The sequence below is a fragment of the Imperialibacter sp. genome (assembly GCF_048007035.1).
Classification (GTDB): Bacteria; Bacteroidota; Bacteroidia; order Cytophagales; family Cyclobacteriaceae; genus Imperialibacter.
The window spans coordinates 2,592,271-2,615,891 of sequence record NZ_CP180355.1; the positions used below are offsets into that span (position 1 = coordinate 2,592,271).

The window sequence follows — 23,621 nt, forward strand, 5'->3', positions numbered from 1 at the left end:
CGACTTTACTTGAGTGGCTTATTCCTCCTGGCCCTTGTCTCTCATTTTGATGAACTCGACGTAGCGCCTGCGAATGGCCATGGTAAATCCAAGTACCATAATTAGGGTGCCAGTCCAAAGGACGTTGATATAAGGCTTAACTACGGCCTCCAGAATGACCCACTCTTTTTGTGTGGTGTTGACACCAAAAGTGAAACTGTTTGATTCAGGATGAACGTTAAGGAAAGTGATTTTTGAAGCGACATCCTTCACCTCCTCAGGTATCAGACCGATCATTCTGTCTTTGATCAGGTAAATAGGCTCCACAATATAGTCTTCATCGGCTCCACTAATAACAATTCTCGCCTTGATTGCCACGTCTTCCAGCCCCAACGTCACTTGCGGAATTTCCGTTATTCTTTCAATGCCCTGCACCCTGGCAACGAAGTCGTTCACAAAGAAAGTTTCGCCGACCTTTACCGTCACTTCTTCCATTTCGCCCCATTCTGTCTCTGATTCAGGATCCGGAAAGGTTCTTACGTGGGTATATAAATCGGAGGTAAGAGTCCTTTTGATATCCGGAGAATAGACCTGCATCCCCATCGACTCGTTGATTTGGAACCTGGGGTATAGGGTAAATTTCTTGCCGTCGCTTTTCGAATATTCAATTTCGAAGAAACTGTTTTCAGGGTTGTCAAGAACCAGTGTATCTCCTTCGGAAAAATACTTCTTTCCCTTCCATTCAATGTCTTTACGTGCCACTACTTTGTAAGAGTCGCCAAAGGCTTCGATTGCACTGGTGCTCACATAGCCAGGAAACCCATCTATTTCTTTTCTGAGACCCTTATAATTTAGAGAATAGTCCCCCATTTGCACGGTTTCATGCTGAAACAGCAGGAGATTTTTCGTGTTCATTTCCTCCGGAAAGTCCTTATTCCAAATCATTCCGGTGTTGTTGAGGGAAATAATCCTGGAATAGCCAGAAGAAAAAAGAACACCCACCAGCATCATGGCGATGCCAATGTGTGCCACGGCTCCACCTGCTAGTTTGGGGCTCGTTTTCAGCAACGAAAAAAGAATCTTTCCATTGGCAACGATGGAATAGATGCCTGCGGTGAGCAAAAGGATGTAGGCTGGCTCTGTGACTTTAGCCACGACAATAATTATTCCGGAAGCCAGCAAAGAAATAACTGCGGGATAAAAGAGAGATTCTTTCAGCTTTTGTTTGTCTACTTTTTTCCACCAGAAAAACTGCCCTGTTCCTGAGAGCAGGGCCAGGATAACTGCCAGCCAGATTTGCCACTTGCTGTAGAAAGCGACCTGATCAGCCGGGGGCGCTACATTGGAGATGCCGCCAAACAGCTCAACAATGGCATTCCATACAGGGATGGAAGTAGGTATGATCACCTGAAAGGCCATCACACAAAGCGTGGCGGCACCCATGAAAATCCAGAACTCTCTGGAGTAGGTGGAAACTTCCTCATCGGAGGTGGGAATCTTGCTCCAGGTTTTGGCCAAAAGCCAAACAGATAGCACTGCAAAAGTTAACAAATAAACCAGGAGTTGGCCGGAAAGCCCGAGATCAGTAAACGAATGGACTGATGAATCGCCTAGTATACCGGAACGAGTAAGGAATGTGGCATAAAGCACCAAGATGAACGTAGCAATGGACAGCACCATGGAAGCCTTCAGTGCGTTGTTACTTTTCTTGAAGGTGATCATGGTGTGGATGGCCGCCACCAACACCAACCACGGCACGTAAATGGCGTTTTCCACGGGATCCCAGTTCCAGTAGCCTCCAAAATTTAGCGTTTCGTAGGCCCAGTAGGCGCCCATCAATATGCCAATGCCGAGTGTGACTGCCGAAAACAGTGCCCACGGCAGTGCCGGCCTGACCCATTCTTTGTATTTTCCTATCCAAAGCCCAGCCATGCAATACACAAATGGGATAATAGTGGTGGCAAAGCCCAGGAACAAAGTTGGGGGGTGAATGACCATCCAGTAGTTCTGAAGCAGGGGATTGAGGCCTGAGCCATCCTTGGGAACGAAGTCTGGGTTGAGCTGGAAAATCGGCGCATTCATTGCCTCACGCAGCAAAATGAACGGCGAGCTTCCAAACTTTACATTGAAAATAACGACCCCAAGGATCATTGACAGGAGGAAGGCTTGCACAGCAGCGAAAACGGCCATGATGGGTGCTTCCCAAAACTTGTTGGTATTGATCAGGATCGCCCCAAGAATGACATGCCAGAATGCCCACAGCAGGAAGGAGCCTTCCTGGCCGTTCCAAAATGTGGCTATCTGATAGTAGACCGGAAGCTCAGCAGAGGAGTGGCTCCAGGCATAGTGGTACTCGAAATAGTGGCTGTTGATGATGTAAAAGAGCGATGCAACAACACCAAATACGGAAGCGCCATGAATGTAAAAGGCGATGCGTGCGTAGTTAAGCCAGGAAGGCTTGGAAATTTCATCGGAACGCTGGGCTTTCCAATATGAAAATGCGCTGATGAGAACAGAAACAAACGCTGTGATCACTAAAAAGTGACCTAAATTACCAACAAAGGTATGTATCATCTACTTTTCGGGCTTATCTGACCTCTCCAACTTTTATTTCATTCTCCTGATATTTTGAAGGGCACTTCATCAGGATTTTGTCGGCAATGAATTTATTTTTCTTGTAAGAGCCCACCACCACTACCTGCTCCGACCTTAGAAAGTCCATGGGCATGGGCTGGTTGTAAATCACTTCTTGTTCAAGGTTGTTTTGATCAACCATGATGAAGGAGAAGGAGAGCATATCGGGGCTGGTTTGAATACCAACTGGCTGACCCTGCTCGTCTTTCTTTAGGGCTCCCACCACATGGATCATGTTTGCGTTGCCTTTTTCGGCTAACTCCTGGGCTTCTCCAAAGCTCACATAGGTGCTTGCGTCACCCGCTGTGGAAACAATAACCATGACAGCCACAGCTATGATGATGATTCCGAATATGTGCGACTTTTTCATTGACTCTCTTTTTATATTTCAACTACCTAAACCTTATTTTCCTTGCAGAAATTCCTCCACCTTTTTTTCCAGGCCTGTCACTTTCATGTCCATCCTTACCACGTAGAAGGTAAACCCTCCCAAGAGGGCCACCATTACTGCTACTACCACATAGATTTTTCCCTCGGCCCGGAAGCCGTCTGCCATTTCAACAGATTGATTGGCATAATCGTTTTCATCTATTTTATGTTTTTCCTGTGCCCAGAGACTGGTTGACAAAAACATGCCTATGGCAAGCAGTGGGATGGAAAGTGTATGCTTCATTTTATTGCTCTGTAACATGTTGAACTAATCTCATTCTGATCCTGATGGTGGCGATCCAAAAACCTATAAGCGACCAGCCAATAACTGCGGTGTAAAACACCTTCCTCAGTTTACTATCCAGGTCATAGGCATTGAAGCCGGGGTTGCCTCCGTTGCCTGGGTGCAGTGAGTCGGTAAGCCTTGGAAGGATAAACAAAAGAGGGATTAAAATGGCAAAGGCAAATATGTTATACACCGCACTTATCCTTGCCTTTGTGTTTTCGTCTTCGATGGATCCTCTCAAAATAAAATAGGCGAAATAGATCAGGATGCCGATAGCGGAAGCGTTTTGCTTGGGGTCGTTGCTCCAGGGCTCTCCCCAGGTAAAGTTGGCCCAAATCATGCCAGTTACAATGCCCATCACCCCAAAGGCAACGCCAACGTTGGCAAACTCCAAACTATAGATATCGTTTTTGGGGCTGGGGTTAGAAAGGTTTTTGATGGCGTAAACTACCGAGGCCAGCAAAAGCAAGATCATGCCGAACCACATGGGCACGTGAAAGTGCAGCACCCTGATGGTTTCATTCAGAATCACCAGCCGGGGAACATCAAAAAGAAGGCCTGCGCACACTACATATAGCATGAGCACAACTGCCAGGATTTTCCACCACCATTTTCTTATCAATTTATCCATATCAGCTTTTCCAGAGAAAAGGAAACAACACATAGCCCAACGCAATTCCAATGCAATCTACGGCCGCCAGCGTAATTAGTTCGTCTGATGTGTCGGCCCAAGTTAGGTCATCAATAGCATTCTTTACAGCTTTAATTGACAGCAGGAGAATGGGTATGAGCAAGGGCAAACTCAAAATGGCCATTAGCACGGTATTGTTACCAGCCTTTGAAGCAATGGCTGACATCATTGTCAGCACCGACGAGATACCTATGGAGGCAAGTGCCACCACTGAGGCGAACATCAGTGTGTTGATGACCGGATAGCCCAAAACCGTTCCGTACACCACCACGGCAATAACCGCCAGCACTACCATCAGCAAGCTGTTGTAAACCATTTTTGCCATTATCAGGCTTATCGGGTGCACTGAAATATAGTAGTAAAGCTGTCTGCCGGGAGACTCCTGAAGGAAGCTTTTGGCAATGGCATTGATGGCGGAGAAAAGGATAATGATCCAGAAGAGGGCATTCCACAAATGGTCGGGAAGGCCGGCCTGATTTTTAACTCGCAGACTCAGGTAGATGATAAAAATGGTGCTGACAGTAAACAACAGGAGGCCGTTGAAAGCATACTTTTGCCGCCATTCAAGGGAGACCTCTTTGAGGAACAGATATTTTACTTCAGACCACATATTTTTTGGTGGCGCAAAGTTACATCAGAAAAAAGTGTTTTGGTAGCAAAAGACAGTTAAAGAGCGCTGATTTGAGGCATCAACAGGCACCATATAAAAGTTGAGGGAAGCAATTTGATTGCCTCCCCCAACTGTCAAATCCGAAAAACTTTTTGGTAAGGAGAAGATACGTTGATCTATCTACTCCATAAACCCATAAAGTTTCATCTCCCGCATGGTCCAGGTGACCTCAAAGTCGACGGGGCGCCCACGGAATTCACCATGCACCATCGAATCGGATTTTGTCAAAGTCATGCGCAGGAATTTCGTTTCCACAGGAGCTATTCTAATAGCCATTGAAGCGTAGTCACCCTTCGCCTTCTCCAGCAATTTTGTCCACTGCTTGCCATCCATTGACACTTCCAGGTCATACTCTTTTGGATAGGTATGGATAGGAGGAGGTGATCCTGGCCGCCAGCCCCTGCTAATGGGTGGTGAGGTGAAATGAATTTCGGTAATGGTGGCAGGCTTAGGCAACTGCACTTGGTACCACATGCCCGCCTGCTGGGTAATGCCGGTTGTCCAGCCTTCGAAGTTAAAAGCACCCCTTGCCGATGCTGTACTTCCCTTTCTGGTGTTAGCGGTGTGGCTGGCCGTCATTTTCCAGTTGTCGGTGGGTGTTAGCACCTTCGGAACTGAAGCCAACAGCTCAGGGTATGTATACGACTTTGTTTGGCCAGCCGTGTTGGCCCTGACTCTGGCCACGTCTTCGGCAGTTACCAGCGACGATTCGTTTTCAAAATTGGCCCTGATAAACGAAGCCGCCGCAGCAATCCACTCATCGTCATTGTTGCCCATTGGGGCCATCATGACGCCAGTGTATGAAGTGCCTTCAATGTCTCCTGTCATTCCATGGAGCAGAGTCTTAATCACATAGTCCGGGTGCCCTTTTATCCGCTTTGAAGCAGCTAAAGAGGGCGCCATTAGCTTGCCTTGGCCGCCCGGAGCACCGAGACCCAGCGTACCATGGCAAGTAGAGCACAGGCTGTTGAAGATGTCGGCGCCTTTTTCAAGCAAGGCCTGCTCTTTTTCCGAATAGTTGGGGTTGCTCCGGCCAAAGAACGAATTGACAACCACAGGTTCGAGCACCTGCTGCCCAACCAACTGCACACCGGCTGTTTGATCGGCGGCCATTACTGTCTTCACAGCCCCCTCCGTTCCCGGAATTTTGAGGAGGCGTCCGGTCATCATGGCACGCATTTTCACCATGGTGTCCTCATCGTTCATCATACGCACGTAGTCAGCCCCAAGCGACATGTCACCAGACTTATAAAGTGTTTCGCCCACCCACATGGCTTGAATGCGCATACGTGGATTGGAATCTTTCATCATTTCCCTGACAAGAGCAGCATCGAGTGCGCCGATACCTTCGAGCACCCACAAAGCGTGAAAACGAGCTAAAAGGTTGTCACTTGTCTTTGCCATCGTAACTAATTCAGGGGCTACCGACTTATCCTGGCGCTGCACCAGCACCTGCTGAGCCATGTCTCTCCACCAACCATTAGGGTGACTAAGGTATGCCAGAAGCTCCGAAGATTTTTGGTCGTACATCTTTGGCTTTTTCTTATCTCTTTGAAAATCCTGATGGTTTAACCTCCATATTCTTCCAAGGCCCACCACTTTGTCGAGCTGATACTGCTCAATTTTCGCTCTCAGGTAAGAGCCCACAGGTGTCCATTCTCCCTCCTGAATAATGCCGTGATACATGTCCGTAATGTACATGGTGCCGTCTGGCGCTGTCGTCATGTCAACCGGACGGAAAAGAGGATCAGTGGAGCGAATAAACTCTGATTTTTGATCCTGAAAGACGTTGTGTAGCGTCGTCAGCCCTTCGTTAACTACAGGATTGATTTGCCTGACGATTCTTGCTACAGGTTCGCCGTAGAAGTATTGGCCGTAGAGCTCTTTTGGCAGCCTGTCGCCCCGGTACACATCGTTGCCAGCTGCACCTGTCACTCTGTTCAAGGTTCCCTCGGGCATTCTTACCGCTCCCATACCGCCCTGCATGTCGGCTATCTTTACGGGTGCTCCCCAGGGCACATCGAAGCCCTCTGCGTAGTTCACGTCTTTTACAATATAGTCGCCATAATGAATCGGGAATTGAAAGGACATGGGTAAACCGTTAGACCCGCCCTGAAACCAGAGCTTGCCATCATCGTCATGCGAAATTCCCCATTGGGCGTGGTTGGAGCCGGTAGCCTCTCTTATGACACCATTCGGAGTCCACCTGACCCTGAAAGGGTTGACAGTGCTGTACAGCCAGTTGTCCATGCCCCAGTACAAAAATGCTTGCTGATGCTCCACATTGCCGGGGCGGCCGAAATTATCTGTAAAAAATTCCTTTTTGTCTGCCTTGCCGTCATTGTCGGTGTCGGTAAACATATACACATTGTCGGTGTTCGACTCCATGGTTAGCACACTGTTGGGGCCAAAGGCCAGAACAAATCTTGGGAAAACGAGGCTGTCGACAAACGTTCCACCAGTCTCATAAATGCCATCATTGTCTTTGTCTTCCCAGCGGGAAATGGCACTTACTGGTTCCAGCGTGCCTTCAGAGTCGGCTGTGAGCATGTAGGTGCGTAGTTCCAGCACGTACATTCTGCCATTGCCGTCAAATGTGATGGCACCCGGTTGCTGTATTTGCGGCTCTGTTAAAATGGGTTCAAGGCTGTAGCCGGGCTGAAGCAGGAATCTGGCCTTTTCTTCATTCACCGGCAATGGTATCACTGGTTTCTTGGGCTCTAGGTCTATCCCCTGCCAGTAGGCATTGGTGGTGTCAGCTCCCTCTGGTAACTGCACAACGGGGAGGTTGATTGTATCCTGAGGAGTGCTCAGCTGAGGAGTTTTATCGAACTGCTTTTCTGACGGAGAGCAGGAGAAAATCGAAAGGGATATAAAAAAAGCAGCCCCCGCACGGAGCCAGTCACTTGATGTAGTTCTCATAGGGTAAAAGTAAAATGTAGTATGTATAAGGTTGGAATTTAACCATTATCATGGCGCATTCCCATTGACTTAGTTTTCACTGGTTGGTTTTCTCACATAATGCCACCCCATTTTGATACAAATGGAGTTCCCCGTAAGACCGTTCGGTGCAATTACCTGTGGAAAACGTGTTGTACATTCCTTAAATTAGGGCTAATATGAACATGTGAATCACCCTAAATAAAAAAATATGAACAAGACTCTAACCCGTTTCTCTAAAGGAACGATTTTGTTGCTGCTGCTGGCCCTTTTGGCAGGCTCTCCGGCGATAATGGCCCAGGAAATTGGCATTCAGATGGGTAGCATGAGAGAACTCATGAAAGTAGATGTGGAAAAGACGTTGGCTCGGTTAAAAGAGCTGGGCGTCAAAGAGCTTGAAGGAGGCACTCCACGTGGAATTGACAAAGAGGCGTATAAAAAGCTACTCGAAAAATACGGGCTCAAAGTAGTAGCAGTTGGTAGCAACTTCGATGCACTGCAAAAACCAGATGAGCTTCAGGCAATCATCGATAATGCGAAGTTTTACAATGCCAAATTTGTGCTCTGCTACTGGATTCCCCATACTGAGGAAAAGATGACCCTTGAGGAGATGAAGAAAGGGGTGGAGGTGTTCAATGCGGCGGGAAAAACCCTGAAGGAAAACGGACTGACTTTCGCCTATCATGCCCATGGTTATGAGTTCGTTGACTACGAAGGAGGCAATGGCACCTTGTACGAGTATTTTATGGACAATACCAACCCGGACTATGTCACCGTTCAAATGGACGTGTTCTGGATGCGCAACCCTGGACAAAATCCTGCTGCGTTGCTGAGAAAATACCCTACCCGCTTTACTTCACTGCATTTGAAGGACAGGAAGCCAGGAAGCAAAGACAACCTGCAGGGCCGCCAGGATCCTGAAACCAACGTAGTGCTCGGTCAGGGCGATGTTGGCATTGCCGAGGCCATGGAAGCTGCCATGGAAATAGGCATCAAACACTATTTCATCGAAGATGAATCTTCGAGGGCCCTTGAGCAGGTGCCGCAAAGCCTTGACTACCTGGCATCGCTAAAGACGAAGAAAGGCAAGAAAAAGAAGTAGGCAGCCATGAGAAGAGCCTTGTTTTCACTGACACTTTTGTGTCTGTTCAGTGTTGCTGCCTTTGCTCAAATAGCCCCTGTTACGCCGAACGCCTCTCCTGAGGCACGGGCGTTACTTGAGTACATTCAAAGCTTGAGTGGCAAGCATACGCTGGTGGGTCAACACAACTTTCCTATTTCAAGGGACAGGAATTCGCAGTTCGCTGCTGATTACATAGGCAAGACGCCCCCAGTTTGGAGCCAGGACTTTGGCTTTGCCAAAGACGGGGACAAGGATTCGTACCTGGCCCGGCCCTCTATCGTGGAGGAAGCTATTCGCCAGCATCAACTCGGTGCCATTGTAACCCTATGCTGGCACGCCGTGCCACCAACGACTGATGAACCGGTCACCTTTCAGCCACTGCCCGGCTTTGATTCTACGGCTTTGGCCAGCGTGCAGGGAGATTTACTGGACAAGCAATTCAAAGACCTGCTGAAAAAGGGTACAAAGATCAACAAGAAGTGGCTGACTCAGGTAGACGAAATTGCCGGCTACCTGAAGCAGCTGCAAGACGCAGGCGTACCAGTATTGTGGAGGCCTTACCACGAGATGAACGGTGACTGGTTTTGGTGGGGTGGCCGTACCGACCCGAAATATGGCACAGCGGCCTTGTACCGTCAGATATTCGACAGAATGGTGAACTATCACAAGCTCAACAACCTGATTTGGGTGTGGAGTGTAGACAGGCCCAGTGCCCCGGGCCGTGAGTTTATCAAGTATTACCCAGACAATGAATATCTGGACATTCTTTCGCTGGACGTGTATGGCCGTGACTTCAACCAAAGCTATTATGATGGGCTCATGGAATTGTCGCAAGGCAAACCTTTGGCGTTGGGTGAAGTGGGGAATCCGCCTTCGCTGGAAATACTCGAAAAGCAACCCAACTGGACCTACTGGGTAGTGTGGTCGGGCATGGTAAGGGGAACGCCGAAAAGCGAGTATGAGTCACTTGTTGCCGACTCACGCATCGTTTTTATGGAAGACAAGGCGTACACCGAGGGCACTAAAGAACTCAGAAAGGCTGAGGGCTTTGAGCCCCTCCCGTCCTCAGTCCCGGCAGACTTCACAGGCGAGTGGGAGTTGAATGAGGGTGAGACAAAATACCAGGGGTTTGGCGGGCCGGCCGTAAAGCTGAGCATTGTGCAAAAGGACAACAAGCTCATGGTTAAGTCAACGTCCGTAGTAGAATGGGCCGATGATGAGGTAACCGAGCAAACATTGCCTTTGGATGGGTCTGATATTGAGTCGAAAATGTTCAATTCACCCAGGGTACAGCACGCCAACTGGTCTCCTATGAAAGACACGCTGTCGATAGACTCGAAGGTGACGTTCAATTTTGGCGGTAATCCATCGACCATCACAGGGATGGATGTTTGGACGCTCCAAAGGAGAGGTAAGAAGCTTGTGATTCAGCAGACGTCAAAATCGCCGAGAGGTGAGAATGTATCTACGGTTGTGTATGATAAGAGGTAGATCAGCAGTCAGCTGCATCATGTATCTAAACGGAGAAGGGGCCACCTGAGCCCCTTCTCCGTTTATTAGACAATCAAAACTTACTCACTCCTCAACGACTTGGCCGGGTTCATAGAGGCTGCCTTTGCCGACTGAAAGCTTACAGTGATTAGCGCTATTACGGTCGCCAATAACCCAGCCAACGCAAATACCCACCAGCGGATTTCAGTTTGAAAGGCGAAACCTTCCAGCCAGCGGCTCATCACATACCACGCCAGAGGAGTGGCAATCACAATCGCCACAGCGACGAGCTTCATGAAGTCAGCGGAAAGGAGAGAAATAATCTGAGCAAAAGAAGCTCCCAACACCCTTCTTATGCCGATTTCTTTGATTCTGCGCTCCGCCGTCCAGGCGGCGAGGCCAAACAACCCCAGGCATGCAATAAAAATGGCCAATACCGCAAACACGCCAAATACTTTACCGAACCTGACGTCGGCCTGGTATTGACGGTTGAACGAATCATCGAGGAAGCTGTAAAGAAAAGGCCGATGCGGGGCCACCTGCTTCCAGGTATCCTCGATTTGGTTCAGGGCTGCCGGGAAGTCGGTCGTTTTTAGCTCCAGAGCCAGAAAGCTGGTGCTCCACTTCGGTTCCAGCCTTAGTGTGAGCGGCTCCACCTGATCGTGCAGCGACACATAGTTGAAGTCCTTTACCACGCCGATGATGCGGCCGTCTCTCCCCCATTGCGAAAACTTTTTACCGATAATATCCTCCGGATTTGGGTATCCCCACAACCTGGCGGCTGCTTGGTTGATCACCATGGATTTTGCGGTATCTGCCGGGAACTCTCTGGAGTAACCACGGCCAGCCACTACCTCAATGTCAAAGTGCTCGATAAAATCAAAGTCTACCTCGTAGAGGTTTGGTGCATGATTTATCATTTCGCCAGAGGCGGTCTCTACACTGGTGCCAGCCTTGGGAAAATGCCCTCCCGGCACTGTTCTGGTAGCAGAAACGGAAGTAACGAACGACATTTTTTCGTATTCGTCTTTTATGAGGTCGATTTTTGACTGCACCCCGCCATCGTAGCCATAATCGATCACCAGCATTTGATTCTGCTCAAAGCCCATATCAACCGACCTCATATGCTCCAGCTGATTGTATACAATCGTTGTACCGGCAATCAAGGCTATCGACAACGTGAACTGGAAAATTACCAACCCCTTACGAAGCACAGCTCCCTGAAAAGAAGCTTTGATGATACCTTTGATAACCTGAGAAGGAAGAAAACTCGATAGTACAGCAGCAGGATATATTCCTGCAAAAAGCCCAACTAACACAGCGGAACCAAGCAAAATGACAATGGTGCCTGGCATGAAAAGCAGCTCAAGCCCGAGGGCTTTGCCGGTAAGCGTTCTGAAGCCCGGCATGGCTGCCAGCACAATCAGGTAAGCAATACATGCACTGATCAGCGACAGCAGCACCGCTTCGGTCAGGAATTGGGACATCAAAGCCCACTGGCGTGCACCGGATACTTTTCTCACACCCACCTCTTTCGCCCGTGTCATTGACCGGGCACTGCTGAGGTTCATGAAGTTAATGCTTGCTATGATGAGAATGAAAACAGCAATCGCTGAAAACAAATAGATGTTGGAGAGATTGCCAGTCACCCCAGGCTGCCTTTTGGCTTCGGAGTGGAGGTAGGCGTCACCCATGGGCTCAATAAGTACATTATAGCTCCAGTCGGTTACATGCCGCCGTGTGAAGTCGTGCATTTTAGCCTGAAGGACATTGATATCAAACCCTTCGGTCACGGTAAAGTAGGTGTAGGTGTCCACATAGCCCCAGGCGGTAAACACACCAGGCCTCGACCGCTTGAACATGCTCATGGGCATGAGCACATCAAAAGTAAAATGTGAGTTGTGAGGGATGTCCTCCAGAACAGCCGTTACCATGCAGGTGGATGCTTCATTGATCCGGCCGGGAATAGCATCCACTTCGATGGTTTGGCCCACGGGGTTTTCGTTGCCAAAATATTTTTTTGCCGTAGACTGGGTAAGCACAATACTATTGGGCTGGGCCAGCGCTTTCTGCGGATCGCCCGCTACAAACTTCCAGCTGAAGACATCAAACACAGTAGAATCGACAATGAAAATGTTTTCCTCGTTGAAGACTTTGTCATCTTTCCTTAAAACTGTTCTCGCTCGTCCGGAGAACCTGACCACCTGCTCAACTTCGGGAAACTCCGCCTGGAGGGCAACCCCCACAGGAGCATTGCCCCACACGTCGTAGTCTTTAGGGTTGTTGCTGGTGGAGGCTGTGTCGGCCAGGTTTCCGCTGTTGTGGAGCAGCCTGTAAGTGCGGTCTACCTTTGTGTGATACCTGTCGTATGAAAGCTCGTCGAGCACATACATGGAAATGAATATGCAGCAGGCAAAGCCAATGGCCAGGCCCGAAATGTTGGTAAGGCTGAAGAGCTTGTTTTTCAATAGCACTCTCCAAGCCACTAGTAAGTGATACTTGAGCATGATTTGATAGTTTAGTCCCTTTGTGAAATTATTGCGCATCAGGATGCCCGGCCGGAAAAAGCGAATAGCATTCCAAACCAGTCTTCTCTTAGCTTTATTGTTGTTGTGCTTGAGTAAGTCTTTGTTGTAACGGTAAATAAGATCTCCCTCTATTTCTTCATGGAGGTGCTCAGGGCAGATGAATTGAAGGAATATACCAACCCAGCGAGGGATTATTTGGTGCTGTTCGTTCACTCTACCGCAATTTTGAGTTCTGGCACCATGTTCCAAAGCTTCAGTCTGCTGTCTTTTATGTTTTTCAGCATAGCCATGCCGGCGCTGGTGATGGTAAAAATTCTCTTTTTGCGGCCGCCTCGCATGTTGGTGCCACCGCCAAGCTCCGATTTAATAAAGCCCTTGTCCTCCAACCTGTAAAGTGTGACATGCACCGCACTCAGGTTGACTTCCCGGCTTAGCTTCGATTCTATCTCTTCTGTGATAGCCGCTCCGTAAGCATCGTCTTTCAAAGCAGCAACAAGTGTCAGGATCAGCTCCTCGAACTCGCCTATGTATTCTTTGCTCATATACTTACAAAAGTATATGCTTATATTTTGTAAAGCAAATTAGCAAAACAACACGAAAAAGGAAAACCCGCTCAATAGCGTATGTGTAAGCTCCCCTGAAGTTCGACCATTTAAAAGTTGAGAAAAAATAATCAACTTTAAATGGTAGATATGAAAAAGTCACGATTCACAGAAACACAGATTGTAAGTGCGATTAGAGCGCACGAAGCAGGGCGTAAGGCCGAGGACATTTGCCGGGAAATGGGCGTCACCACAGCGAGCTTTTATAAATGGCGTCAACGTTATGGAGGCATGGAACCCAGTGATGTAAAGAAGATGAAGGATCTTCAGGAAGAGAATGCACGCTTGAAGCGCATGTTTGCTGACCTTAGCCTGGTGCATGAGGCTTTGAAAGATGCTGTTTCAAAAAAGCTCTGACGCTTGATGAAAAAGGCGTACTGGTTCAGTTCATGGTCGAAGCGCATGGAGTGAGTCGGCGTCAAGCGTGTAAAGCAGTGAGTATGCCGAGAAGCACATACAGCTATGTACCCAAATTTAGGGATGACGGTGCGGTGATAAGAGAGCTGGAAGAACTGGTGAACAAGCACCCTTCGATAGGTTTTTGGCAATCCTATTACAGGATCAGGAAGAAAGGCTATGTATGGAATCACAAGCGTGTTTACCGAGTCTATACCGGGCTGCATCTTAATATTCGCCGCAGGTATAAAAAGCGGATTCCAGCCAGGGTAAAACAAGCTTTGTATAGGCCAGAAGGTATCAATCAGGTTTGGTCTGTAGACTTCATGAATGATAGTTTATGGGATGGTCGAAGGTTCAGGCTTTTGAATGTGATGGATGACTATAACCGGGAAGTACTAGCACTGGAAGCCGACACATCACTTCCAGCATCCAGGGTAATCAGAGTGCTAGAATACCTGAAAGAGTTCCGGGGCCTACCTAAAATGATCAGAGTGGATAATGGCCCCGAGTTTATCTCCAATCAGTTGGATCAATGGTGTCGGGGTCATCAGATCAACCTTACCTTCATCCAGCCTGGTAAGCCTATGCAAAATGGCTATGTCGAGCGATGTAACGGCAGCATTAGGAAAGAGTTACTAAATGCCAACGTCTTCCATAACCTCACAGAGGTGAGATATAAGATTGAAGAATGGCTCGATGATTACAACCGATACCGCCCCCATGAGTCACTTGGGTATCGATCTCCTGTCGAGCTATTACAAACAATATGAATACTATTTTTCCTTTTCAGCCGATGATCATTACCAAGGTGAATGCGCACAGCCTGTCAAGACCGGTTGATGCCATTGAAAATAAACAAAAATCAACCGCCTGCTTGGTCTTGACTGGCTGCCAGCAGGCACCTATTTTTGATCAGCCGGTGAAACGGAAAAGTCAACTTTTGAGTGGTCCAATTTTAGGGGGAGCTTACATATGCAATAGCAAAGAACTACGAGCTTTCCACGGCTTGAAAAAGCCTGGGCTAAAAGAATAATTAAAACTTTAAGGCAACAAGCTCCCAGAAACAGAATGGCAACCTGGAAAGCCGAGCGGTCGTCTGTCAGAGCATTAGGGTGTATACGAAGGGATTATTTCTTTGTACGCTTCTTTTATTTTGACGATATCTCCAGTTTGAGCAACTTTTTCAAGCATTGAAACCATGGATTCGATGCCTTGAGGGTGAACATTTTTCTTAGCCGAAAATATTTTTCCATGCACTGTAGCTTCAAGTGTTTCCTGCGATGTAAGCAATTCCTCAAACATCTTTTCCCCGGGTCTAACTCCTGAAAATACAATTTTTATATCCTGATCAGGAATTAAGCCAGAAAGCGATATCAAATCTCTCGCCATATCCAAAATTTTCACCGGCTTGCCCATGTCCAAAATAAATAGTGATCCATTCTTATTCATTGCGCCCGCCTGCAAAACTAGCTGGCTGGCTTCGGGTATAGTCATAAAGTATCTTACCATTTCGGGGTGAGTGATAGTAATAGGCCCTCCGTTTTTTATTTGCTCCTTGAATATCGGGATCACACTTCCCCTGCTTCCAAGCACATTTCCAAACCTGACAGATACAAAATATTGCTCCTTTTCGGCTTTTGAAGACGCAAGCGAAACAAGATGCTCACTCACCCTTTTTGACGCTCCCATAACTGAGGTTGGATTTACAGCCTTATCTGTCGAAATATTGACGAAATGTTTAACATTATACCTGAGTGCAAGTTCAGTCAGGTTCTTGGTTCCGATAACGTTGTTGAAGACAGATTGAGCGGGGTTGTCCTCCATAAAAGGGACATGTTTATGAGCCGCTGCGTGAAAAATCACCTCTGGCTTATATTGTACGAACAACTTTTCCAGAGTATCCCTGTCACGCACATCCGCAATTCTAACTTCGAATTTTTGGAACCCGGTTTTATCCCGTAACTCTATACTTATCAAATGCAAGCTGCTTTCGCCTCTACCTACCAATATGATAGTTTCGGGATCAAATCTGGTAAGCTGCCGAACAATCTCAGAGCCGATCGAGCCACCCGCACCCGTAACCATTACCCGTTTTTGTTTCAAATAGGCCGATATTTTGGTGCTGTCTAGTTGCACAGGTTCTCTTCTCAGCAGATCTTCCAATTCGACATTTCTAAGAAAATTGATATTTACCTTCCCACTTATAAGGTCATTTAATCTGGGGATTGTTCTGTGGGGTATGTTTGCCAATTGAGCGTACTCGACGATGTTTCGTATTGTATCTCCGGTGGCATTAGGCATGGCGATAATCAGCTCGTCAATGTTTTCCTCGTTAATAATTTCACTCATCTCCTCAATCTGGCCTAGAACTGGGACGCCCAAAAAACGTTGGTTACTTTTGGTCGGATCATCATCCAGAAACGCTACAGGAAGAAACCCTTCTTTCGGGTTTCTTAGCATTTCTCTCGCAACCATTGTTCCCACGTCCCCTGCACCCGCAATCAGCACTCTTTTCCTTCGGGGAAAATTTCTTTTGGAAACGAAGTTTTTGAAGTAATACCTAAAGAGAATCCTTATGCCTCCAAGGCTCAAAAGCATCAGCGCCGACTCAATAAATGGGATGGAGTATGGAACAACAAAGCTTGGTCGTAAAACAAATACAAGTACCCAAGCAAATAATCCAACTATTACATCCGCTTTTACAAGGGAATAAAAATCTGATAGGCCTACATTTTGCCACGATTGCTTGTACAATTTGAAATGCCAAATTGATGCAGCCTTTACGAAAAATAGCAATGAAGTGTAAACGAATAGGGACTCAGCCAACCTTTGGATATCTCCCTCAAGGCGCAAAACAAAACTAACTAGGGTGAGCGTTGTCCAAAGCAAAACATCAATCAAGAATTTGATTATCGATTTGTTGCCTATTATGAAACTATGATTACTTGTCATCTCGATTAGCTTTCCCAAATGTCTGACCTCCTTCGCTGATGCCTTTTCGTTACCAAAGTCTTCCTGGTGTAAATAGTACTAAATTGAAACAAAAAATCAACGAATAGTTGGCTCCCGGCTGGTATCCTTTCCACCTGACCCTGCTATCACTTTCCTCAATGTTAAATAGATTATATAAAAGTAATTTTTTAGTGACGGATTCTCTATATAGAATTGATTGAGGCTGATTTTATGTGGTAAAATTTCTTTTATATAAAGCGAGTCAGGGTCAGAAGCCTGATTTAAAAGCTCATTTTCGTCTTTATAGAATATTGAAGCCATATCGGTAACTCCTGGCCTGACGAGAAGAATTTTCTTCTGCTCTTCTGAGTAATGGTCAACATATCTCCGAACTTCCGGTCTCGGCCCAACGAGGCTCATATCTCCTTTGAAAACATTGATCAATTGAGGAACCTCATCTATTTTATATCTCCTTAAAAATAACCCAAATTTTGTTATCCTACTGTCATTTGCGCCAATCGTTAAAAGGCCATTTTTGTCGGCGTCACTCCTCATAGTTCTGAATTTATATAAAGTAAAATCCTGCCCCCCCCTACCCACTCTTTTTTGAAGGTAAAAAACGGGCCCCCAAGAGTCGGTAACTATGAGTAAGGCAAAAAGTAAAAGAAAGGGAAAGAATAAGACCATTCCCAAAATAGCTATAGTCAAATCGAGCAACCTAATCATTTCGGTGCAGAATCTTTGAAACAGCAGCAACTAAACAATTGGTTACATACTCGATCTGCTCATCAAGAAGTTGAGGGTAAATCGGGAGTGAAATCTCATTGGCGTAGAGATTGTAGCTCACTTCAAAGTCACAAATATCATAAGCCTGCTCTTTAAAGATACTAAGCAAAGGCAGAGGGATAAAATGAACATTCACCCCAATTCCAGCTTGCGTCATCTCTTCAATAATTAAATCTCTTTGAGATTCATTTGCTCCATTTATGCGAATCGGGTACAAATGATAACTTGACTCGGTGTCTTCAAGTCTCAGGGGAGGAAGAATTGCCCAACTATGGTTGGAGAAGTTTTCCTGATACATATTTGCTATGCTTCTTCTACGAGGTAATAGAGCATTTGCATACTTTCTTAGTTGAGCAACTCCAATAGCTGCACATATATCTGGCATGTTCATTTTGAAGCCAGGATACACAATGTCGTACTTCCATCCCCCGGCTTGCAACTTAGTAAATGCGTCTTTCGTTTGCCCATTGAGGCTCCAGAGCCTTAATGTTTTATAGACGTCACCGTTGTCAAATGGCGGAGGAAGATTTAAGCACAACGCTCCGCCTTCAGCCGTGGTGATGTTCTTTACGGCATGAAATGAAAAAACACTGATATCGGGCAACGCTCCAACAGGCTTTCCTTTGTAAACTGCCCCAAGAGAATGTGCTGAGTCGCTTAAAATAAGGACTCGACCCAACTTCTTTTGTGGGGTTGATGTGGGGTCAAAATGTCTTGAGGAAGCACTTCTAACTATTTCGATTATTTGCTCGTAATCACATGGCCAGCCGGCTATGTCCACAGGTATGATCGCTTTGGTTTTGTTGGTGATGGCAGCACCAATCTTTTCAGGATTGAGGGTGAAGTCACTTTTAACGTCTACCATGACGGGGGTCGCTCCAATATGCTTCACTGCCAAAGCCGTAGCACAGTAAGTATATGCAGGAATAATAACTTCATCACCTCGTCCCACTCCGAACCAATGAAGAGCCAGCATTAGTGCTGAAGTTGCTGAATTGACAGCTACGGCATAGTCACACTGATTGAACTTTGCGATGAGGTCTTCTAATTCCTTTACTTTGGGGCCAGTAGTTATCCAACCTGATCTTAGCGTATCAGTTACTTCAACTATTGTGTCTTCATCAATAAATGGTGGGGAAAAGGGAATATTCATCATAAACTGTCTATTTTTTTCATCGTCGACTCAACAATTGGTAAAATTACAATTAACTGTTCTTCGAGAAAATTGGATTTGCCTCTCCCCACGTGGTTACTTGTTATCAAATCTTTGTCAGTTCGCATAAAAGAGAATTGCGGGTCTATAAATTTAAAGATACGCTCAAGCACAGCGTCAGAGTTGTGTACAAGGTCCTCATATTTAATTTCGATGAGCCGACCGGAGTCTATTGATTCCCGGGCTTCGAGCATTTTGCCAACACAATACGTCCATTGTTGTGCAACTACTTGATATATTGATTTAAATTGAAGATCCTTCGACATCCCTGGAAAGTTGACGCCCCAAAAAAAATCATTTTTCCTTTTTATGAGATTTCTCTTCAAAAACTTCATTCCGTAGTTAATTAACAAAGAAGGAGGCGTACTTCTCATCTTTTGAAGAAGGTATTTGCTGTCAAGGGGGGCCTTCCATTGTCGTATTACTGATTCGCAGACATCAATTCCGTTTCGATACAAAAAAATATATTTTGCGTCTGGGTAATTCCTCTGCAGGAATGGGATCCTGATGGTATTCGAAACTGATTTCTCGATCAAGTAGTCTCCTTTCTTGACATACCTCTCCAAATATTTGTGTATCAGATGCTTATTCTTATCAGAATAGTTAAGAGGAGTCAATTCGTCATGCTCTAACGACTCGTTTCCCCACCTCCAGACAAAGTTAATGTCATATGGGACTTTACTAACACCTGGATGCTGGGCTAATACGTCCCTCAACATTTTTGTGCCTGAGCGGGCAGCACCGATAAGGAAAACAAGATTACTCCCTTCTTTTGATAACTTCATCTATACATTGTAAATAATTCTGAGCAATAATTGATGGTCTAAAGTTGTCATTGTATGCAGTTTGGCAATTTTTTGATATTTGCCTTACTAAGCTTGGATCCTCTATAAGCGATAGTATACAGCGCTCCATTTCATCAACATCCCCGTTCAAAACGCTTTTGCCCAATCCATATTCTGCGATCAGTAGTGCTATCTCCGAGCTGACGCCTCCTTCATAAATTACAGGCTTGCCTGCTGCGATGGAACTATAAAACTTACTCGGCACCATTAGGCCCTCGTAGCCACTTTTTAAAGAAATAAAGTGCGCCAAAGACCCCTGCGAAACTTCTTGAAACTCGTCGTCAGGTAGATAATCAATCAGCGAAACGTTTACAGGAGACTGGTCAGCAATAAAGTTTTCTATCAGACTTCTGTGGACTCCATTTCCTACAAACAAAAAATGTAGACTTGATAACCTCGTCAGCCTTTTCGAAACACCGAGAATTGTCTCGAACTCATGGGCTACACCCATGTTGCCCGAATAGAGTATTATCAATTTCCCCTCCAGCCCAATACCAGACTTAATGCCCGTACTTACTACTCTATCGGGGCGGTAGGTTGAAACGTTGTGAATCAGTTGGATTCTTTTCTCATCCACACCCTTCCTGACTAATAGGCTTTGCATACACCGACCAATTACGATTACCTCTTCAGCTTTCTTAAGTGCTCTTAGGCCAAGAAAATTAAGCAGCTTATAAACCGGTCCCGTGCGTCTAAGCTTTCCCATGACCGCCAGTAATTCAGGTTGAAAGTCCATTACGTGAACAACATAGGGAATTCTAACCAATCTTGAACAAAAAGCCCCCAAAATGTAAAATAGAGGGGGTTGCGTGTAAAAAATATTGACTTTAGGCCTGCTCCACAAAATTTTGATGGGTGTCAGCAAGAAGTAAGTAAAATGGGAAATCAACTTATACTTCCTCAGAAATGGTATCGTCCAAACATATTGAATGTGTTGAGTAATATTACTTGGTTTAGCTCTATAAACCCCTTTGCTTATTACAGCCCACGTTGTCAAACCCCGAGATTCAAATTTCTCAATTATCCAATCCCAAAGAGGAACTGCTATTTCGAAGGTGTTATAAAGTTTGATCAATTCGTGTCTGTTTTTGGTTGATTGCGAGAATACGTTTCTACTTCAAAGTTTCTAAAAAATCCATAAACTTCAATTTAACAATGTCTGGATGAAACTTCTCTTCAAATATTCTCCTTGAATTGGTGGCACATTCTATCCAATACTGAAAATCGTATAAACGGACTATTGCATTATGTATTTGCAGTGGTGACATTTTTTCCACCAAGACGCCATTCACATCCGTCTTTACATACTCGGGAATTGCTGCGTGAAACGTAGAAATAATAGCGTTGCCAGCATTCATCGCTTCAATTATACTGACTGGTTGGCACTCCGTCGGATAGTAGGTTGGCAATATAAAAACATGAGCCTCCAAAAGCGCCCGTCGAAGTACTTGCCGGTCGGAGATGGCGCCAAGCACAGTGACGGATTTCTCAAGATTATTCTCAGACAGAAAACTCAAAAATTCCAATTCATCGGATTTTGCCACCCAACCGCCGATAAAAGTTGCATGGAAATCGATATCCGAATTACTGGAAAGGAAGACGAGGGCCTTTGCCAGATCCTTGTATCCTTTAGAAGGGATCATATTCGAAATATAGATCAGTTGAAATGTATCTTTCTTTTTCCGGCTACGAAACTTTAACTCTACTTCTTCTTCTGTGACCAGCAGTACTTTACTTAACGTATTCTCCAGAACAAACTTTTTGTTTAACGGGATATAAGACGCACACTGTGCGTACATTCTCTCACTCAAAAATATAAAACGATCAACATCAGTCACAAAGGATAAAGTAAAAGGTCTCAGCAACTTTTTTTGAAATAAAGAGGAGTAGCTTCCTGTATGGATGTGCCCAACAATAAAGTCCACCTTTCCCTTAGCGGTCAATATAGTTAAGTAATTTTTAAAGAAACCGAGCGTCGAATGAGAGAAAGTCATGTACAAGCAACTATATCTCCTTTGCCTGAGCTCCTTTCGCAACTCGATTAGTTTTTGAAAGTGAGTGACAATACCGCCTATTCGAAGCAAACCAGTCGACTGAAGTCGCCCCTCACGATGTGAAATATTAATCTTCTTCTTTTGTGTATCGTTAAGCCATTCAAACACCAACTCGTTGTTCAGGGTGTGTCCTGTGTATGGCGGAGGAAAATTAGTGAAGAATAATACCGACACCCCTTGTGCTTTTTTAGTATTCATTTACCTCATACTTACTTTTCAGTTCTTGATAGTACTGTAAATCCTTTTCTGAAAAGTATTCAACCCACTGATTAGTTTTCCCTTTATTGAAAAACATTTGACCCTCGGAAAAGAAGTTCTTTTTCGACATACCATGAGCCCTTTCATTTGCTTTTAACTTGTCAAAAGCGGCATTTTCAAATGCCGTTGATAAGATTTCGGAGTTTATATCAAGACGTAATTTCAGGAAGGACTCAGAAATTTCCTTTATCCCTTCTCTCTTCAAATCTTCGTACCTTATAACGCATGTTGCCTTTTTCTCCCAAGATTTTAAATGTTTGAACCAGGCTTCCAGACCAAATTTTTTGCTTCTTATAAACGTCTGGAAATCCTCTTGAGTCACTTTTGACACCTGCTTGTTTCTGTAGTTATAGTAAGAAACCATGGTATCACGAGGATCTCTCACGATGAGGAGGCTCATTTTTCCTGCAAATAAAGGATTCCATTTCCAATGAGTTTTGACGAAACGAGGGATAAAGTCGAATGGCCACCTTCGTGTAAGATTGCTTATGCCAAATTCGGGCATTAAATCATCAACTTCCCTGAAAGAAACTGTATTCGGGTTATTTTCACTGATAAAAATATAATTACATAAGATAAACCTAATCCATGTACTCCCAGATTTTGGGTATGAAACCAGAATTATGTCTTTTTTATTTAAACCAAGGAAACCTTGTGAGTATTTAGCGCTTTTTTTAAAAAACTTTATAATGGAGGTTACCATTTCCAAAAGATGTTAACACTGTTGAGATGCCTTTTTCCATTACTTAAACTTTTCAATTTTTTCGACAGCCCAATGTTTTTTTGCTTGTAGTGGTCATTTAACAAACTCATTACTTTTGGGTCAAAAATGTTTTGCTTTAAGTTCTTGTTAAAAAAGTTTGCAAATACCTGGTTGCTAAAGTTTGCAAATTTAGAAATGACCCGATTTTTACTTCCCAGTCTTTCGGCGTGTATTAGAAAAGAATTGTAGGAATTTTTTTTTGGTCTAGAGTTTATGGATGTTGGAACAAAGTCAGATTTCACGTTAAGAAATGAATAAATATCCGCCAATACTTTTTGTGAATCTGCCTCGATTTCTTCGTAGAAAGCAACATAGAATTGCCCTGGGCTAAATTCTGCCAAAAAGCAATCCAGTTGCTCTTCATAGTATCCCCGAGACAAAAGGTCTAAAACGATTGGCTCAATTTCGTTAGATCGATTCTGATCAATGGCTTTTATAATTTGAGCATTGATGTCAACGTCCCTGTCAATCAGCCCTTTTCTTAGGTACCAAAAGTACGCTGATTTAAACCGATCTACGGGGTTTCTTAAAAGAAGAATAAAATTACAATGAGGTAAATTTTTTTGGATTTCGATTGGGGAAGTATTATCAAAAAAGTACTCAACCGACACATCTCCGGCTTTCTTATTATTCCTGTTTTCGATATCAAATAAGGTGTAGTACCATTTTATTCCACCCTTCTCATTGTACAAAGGCCCGCCAATATATTCCCTCTCCTTCTTGTAAGCAGGTAATATTAATTCGGGATGTTCCTTTAAACAATAATACAACCACGAACTGGCTGATTTTTGCACTCCTATTACCAGGAAATCTAACTTGATACTATTCATGAAAGCGTTGGTTTCATCTCATTCAAACAGCCCATTTGCAAAGTAAAGGTAACTAAGATTTACAACTGAACCTTGCACCATTTTTATATAACAAGATGACAAGCCTCGTGAGCTCTGATGGAATTTGTAATCTGTGTCTTTCAGAGCA

At 45.1% G+C, this 23,621-nt stretch carries 20 protein-coding genes; 4 read left to right on the plus strand and 16 right to left on the minus strand.

Annotated elements, in window-relative coordinates; translation table 11 throughout:
* Positions 1 to 18: 18 nt before the first annotated feature.
* The 6 genes from ACMVP2_RS11140 to ACMVP2_RS11165 all read right to left on the minus strand — a co-directional run bounded on the left by ACMVP2_RS11140 (position 19) and on the right by ACMVP2_RS11165 (position 7,611).
* Entirely contained in the window at positions 19 to 2,553 is a 2,535-nt protein-coding gene (locus ACMVP2_RS11140; protein ID WP_339784378.1) for a heme lyase CcmF/NrfE family subunit, read from the minus strand.
* Between the two features lie 13 nt (positions 2,554 to 2,566).
* On the minus strand, positions 2,567 to 2,983 hold the full coding sequence (locus tag ACMVP2_RS11145) for a cytochrome c maturation protein CcmE (RefSeq protein WP_317488984.1): 417 nt from the start codon (positions 2,981 to 2,983) through the stop codon (positions 2,567 to 2,569).
* 33 nt (positions 2,984 to 3,016) lie between these two features.
* Positions 3,017 to 3,286, minus strand: a complete 270-nt coding sequence (locus ACMVP2_RS11150; RefSeq protein ID WP_339784381.1) for a CcmD family protein — start codon at positions 3,284 to 3,286, stop codon at positions 3,017 to 3,019.
* 1 nt (position 3,287) lies between these two features.
* Positions 3,288 to 3,947: a cytochrome c biogenesis protein CcsA gene (ccsA, locus tag ACMVP2_RS11155; RefSeq protein ID WP_416868199.1), complete on the minus strand. Its 660-nt coding sequence runs from the start codon at positions 3,945 to 3,947 to the stop codon at positions 3,288 to 3,290.
* A 13-nt stretch (positions 3,948 to 3,960) separates the two neighbouring features.
* Entirely contained in the window at positions 3,961 to 4,629 is a 669-nt protein-coding gene (locus ACMVP2_RS11160) for a heme exporter protein CcmB (protein WP_416867756.1), read from the minus strand.
* 180 nt (positions 4,630 to 4,809) lie between these two features.
* On the minus strand, positions 4,810 to 7,611 hold the full coding sequence (locus ACMVP2_RS11165) for a DUF7133 domain-containing protein (RefSeq protein WP_416867757.1): 2,802 nt from the start codon (positions 7,609 to 7,611) through the stop codon (positions 4,810 to 4,812).
* Between the two features lie 229 nt (positions 7,612 to 7,840).
* Between ACMVP2_RS11165 and ACMVP2_RS11170 the strand changes: the two genes are divergently transcribed.
* Together ACMVP2_RS11170 and ACMVP2_RS11175 are read left to right on the plus strand one after the other, a co-directional pair.
* Complete coding sequence (locus ACMVP2_RS11170; protein ID WP_416867758.1) at positions 7,841 to 8,731, plus strand: sugar phosphate isomerase/epimerase family protein; 891 nt, start codon at positions 7,841 to 7,843, stop codon at positions 8,729 to 8,731.
* Between the two features lie 6 nt (positions 8,732 to 8,737).
* A complete protein-coding gene (locus ACMVP2_RS11175; protein WP_416867759.1) occupies positions 8,738 to 10,243 on the plus strand; it encodes a glycosyl hydrolase in 1,506 nt (501 codons plus the stop codon).
* A gap of 80 nt (positions 10,244 to 10,323) precedes the next feature.
* Here ACMVP2_RS11175 and ACMVP2_RS11180 read toward each other — a convergent pair whose 3' ends face one another.
* Entirely contained in the window at positions 10,324 to 12,984 is a 2,661-nt protein-coding gene (locus tag ACMVP2_RS11180) for an ABC transporter permease (protein WP_416867760.1), read from the minus strand.
* A complete protein-coding gene (locus ACMVP2_RS11185) occupies positions 12,981 to 13,313 on the minus strand; it encodes a PadR family transcriptional regulator (protein WP_339784395.1) in 333 nt (110 codons plus the stop codon). Before ACMVP2_RS11185 ends, ACMVP2_RS11180 begins: the two co-directional genes overlap by 4 nt.
* A 150-nt stretch (positions 13,314 to 13,463) precedes the next feature.
* Here ACMVP2_RS11185 and ACMVP2_RS11190 point away from each other — a divergent pair.
* Both ACMVP2_RS11190 and ACMVP2_RS11195 read left to right on the plus strand, forming a co-directional pair.
* Positions 13,464 to 14,542 (plus strand): IS3 family transposase gene (locus ACMVP2_RS11190; RefSeq protein WP_416864116.1). Its coding sequence is split into 2 segments (ribosomal slippage): positions 13,464 to 13,716 and positions 13,716 to 14,542, totalling 1,080 coding nucleotides; the frame shifts between segments, so codons are not numbered across the junction.
* On the plus strand, positions 14,539 to 14,805 hold the full coding sequence (locus ACMVP2_RS11195; RefSeq protein WP_416867761.1) for a hypothetical protein: 267 nt from the start codon (positions 14,539 to 14,541) through the stop codon (positions 14,803 to 14,805). Before ACMVP2_RS11190 ends, ACMVP2_RS11195 begins: the two co-directional genes overlap by 4 nt.
* Positions 14,806 to 14,879: 74 nt before the next feature.
* On the opposite strand, the gene ACMVP2_RS11200 is transcribed toward ACMVP2_RS11195, so the two are convergent.
* The 8 genes from ACMVP2_RS11200 to ACMVP2_RS11235 all read right to left on the minus strand — a co-directional run bounded on the left by ACMVP2_RS11200 (position 14,880) and on the right by ACMVP2_RS11235 (position 23,473).
* Positions 14,880 to 16,742, minus strand: a complete 1,863-nt coding sequence (locus ACMVP2_RS11200) for a nucleoside-diphosphate sugar epimerase/dehydratase (RefSeq protein WP_339784397.1) — start codon at positions 16,740 to 16,742, stop codon at positions 14,880 to 14,882.
* A gap of 78 nt (positions 16,743 to 16,820) precedes the next feature.
* On the minus strand, positions 16,821 to 17,450 hold the full coding sequence (locus ACMVP2_RS11205) for a sugar transferase (protein WP_416867762.1): 630 nt from the start codon (positions 17,448 to 17,450) through the stop codon (positions 16,821 to 16,823).
* Positions 17,443 to 18,666, minus strand: coding sequence for a DegT/DnrJ/EryC1/StrS family aminotransferase (locus tag ACMVP2_RS11210; RefSeq protein WP_339784401.1), 1,224 nt, complete (start codon positions 18,664 to 18,666; stop codon positions 17,443 to 17,445). The genes ACMVP2_RS11205 and ACMVP2_RS11210 overlap by 8 nt, the downstream gene beginning before the upstream one ends.
* On the minus strand, positions 18,663 to 19,508 hold the full coding sequence (locus ACMVP2_RS11215) for a sulfotransferase (protein ID WP_339784403.1): 846 nt from the start codon (positions 19,506 to 19,508) through the stop codon (positions 18,663 to 18,665). The genes ACMVP2_RS11210 and ACMVP2_RS11215 overlap by 4 nt, the downstream gene beginning before the upstream one ends.
* Positions 19,483 to 20,643, minus strand: coding sequence for a glycosyltransferase family 4 protein (locus ACMVP2_RS11220; protein WP_339784405.1), 1,161 nt, complete (start codon positions 20,641 to 20,643; stop codon positions 19,483 to 19,485). Before ACMVP2_RS11220 ends, ACMVP2_RS11215 begins: the two co-directional genes overlap by 26 nt.
* Positions 20,644 to 20,680: 37 nt before the next feature.
* Positions 20,681 to 21,820, minus strand: coding sequence for a glycosyltransferase family 4 protein (locus ACMVP2_RS11225; RefSeq protein WP_339784407.1), 1,140 nt, complete (start codon positions 21,818 to 21,820; stop codon positions 20,681 to 20,683).
* The gene (locus tag ACMVP2_RS11230; RefSeq protein ID WP_416867763.1) at positions 21,810 to 22,583 is read right to left on the minus strand and encodes a sulfotransferase domain-containing protein; all 774 of its coding nucleotides are present in this window, start codon (positions 22,581 to 22,583) and stop codon (positions 21,810 to 21,812) included. The genes ACMVP2_RS11225 and ACMVP2_RS11230 overlap by 11 nt, the downstream gene beginning before the upstream one ends.
* Positions 22,577 to 23,473: a sulfotransferase domain-containing protein gene (locus ACMVP2_RS11235; protein WP_339784411.1), complete on the minus strand. Its 897-nt coding sequence runs from the start codon at positions 23,471 to 23,473 to the stop codon at positions 22,577 to 22,579. Before ACMVP2_RS11235 ends, ACMVP2_RS11230 begins: the two co-directional genes overlap by 7 nt.
* Positions 23,474 to 23,621: the final 148 nt, after the last annotated feature.

Excerpts from the sequence above, each read along its gene's own strand:
- ACMVP2_RS11140 (WP_339784378.1), bottom strand. The coding sequence starts at position 2,553 with ATGATACATACCTTTGTTGGTAATTTAGGTCACTTTTTAGTGATCACA.
- ACMVP2_RS11145 (WP_317488984.1), bottom strand. The coding sequence starts at position 2,983 with ATGAAAAAGTCGCACATATTCGGAATCATCATCATAGCTGTGGCTGTC.
- ACMVP2_RS11150 (WP_339784381.1), bottom strand. The coding sequence starts at position 3,286 with ATGAAGCATACACTTTCCATCCCACTGCTTGCCATAGGCATGTTTTTG.
- ACMVP2_RS11160 (WP_416867756.1), bottom strand. The coding sequence starts at position 4,629 with ATGTGGTCTGAAGTAAAATATCTGTTCCTCAAAGAGGTCTCCCTTGAA.
- ACMVP2_RS11165 (WP_416867757.1), bottom strand. The coding sequence starts at position 7,611 with ATGAGAACTACATCAAGTGACTGGCTCCGTGCGGGGGCTGCTTTTTTT.
- ACMVP2_RS11170 (WP_416867758.1), top strand. The coding sequence starts at position 7,841 with ATGAACAAGACTCTAACCCGTTTCTCTAAAGGAACGATTTTGTTGCTG.
- ACMVP2_RS11175 (WP_416867759.1), top strand. The coding sequence starts at position 8,738 with ATGAGAAGAGCCTTGTTTTCACTGACACTTTTGTGTCTGTTCAGTGTT.
- ACMVP2_RS11185 (WP_339784395.1), bottom strand. The coding sequence starts at position 13,313 with ATGAGCAAAGAATACATAGGCGAGTTCGAGGAGCTGATCCTGACACTT.
- ACMVP2_RS11195 (WP_416867761.1), top strand. The coding sequence starts at position 14,539 with ATGAATACTATTTTTCCTTTTCAGCCGATGATCATTACCAAGGTGAAT.
- ACMVP2_RS11205 (WP_416867762.1), bottom strand. The coding sequence starts at position 17,450 with ATGATTAGGTTGCTCGATTTGACTATAGCTATTTTGGGAATGGTCTTA.
- ACMVP2_RS11210 (WP_339784401.1), bottom strand. The coding sequence starts at position 18,666 with ATGATGAATATTCCCTTTTCCCCACCATTTATTGATGAAGACACAATA.
- ACMVP2_RS11215 (WP_339784403.1), bottom strand. The coding sequence starts at position 19,508 with ATGAAGTTATCAAAAGAAGGGAGTAATCTTGTTTTCCTTATCGGTGCT.
- ACMVP2_RS11225 (WP_339784407.1), bottom strand. The coding sequence starts at position 21,820 with ATGAATACTAAAAAAGCACAAGGGGTGTCGGTATTATTCTTCACTAAT.
- ACMVP2_RS11230 (WP_416867763.1), bottom strand. The coding sequence starts at position 22,583 with ATGGTAACCTCCATTATAAAGTTTTTTAAAAAAAGCGCTAAATACTCA.
- ACMVP2_RS11235 (WP_339784411.1), bottom strand. The coding sequence starts at position 23,473 with ATGAATAGTATCAAGTTAGATTTCCTGGTAATAGGAGTGCAAAAATCA.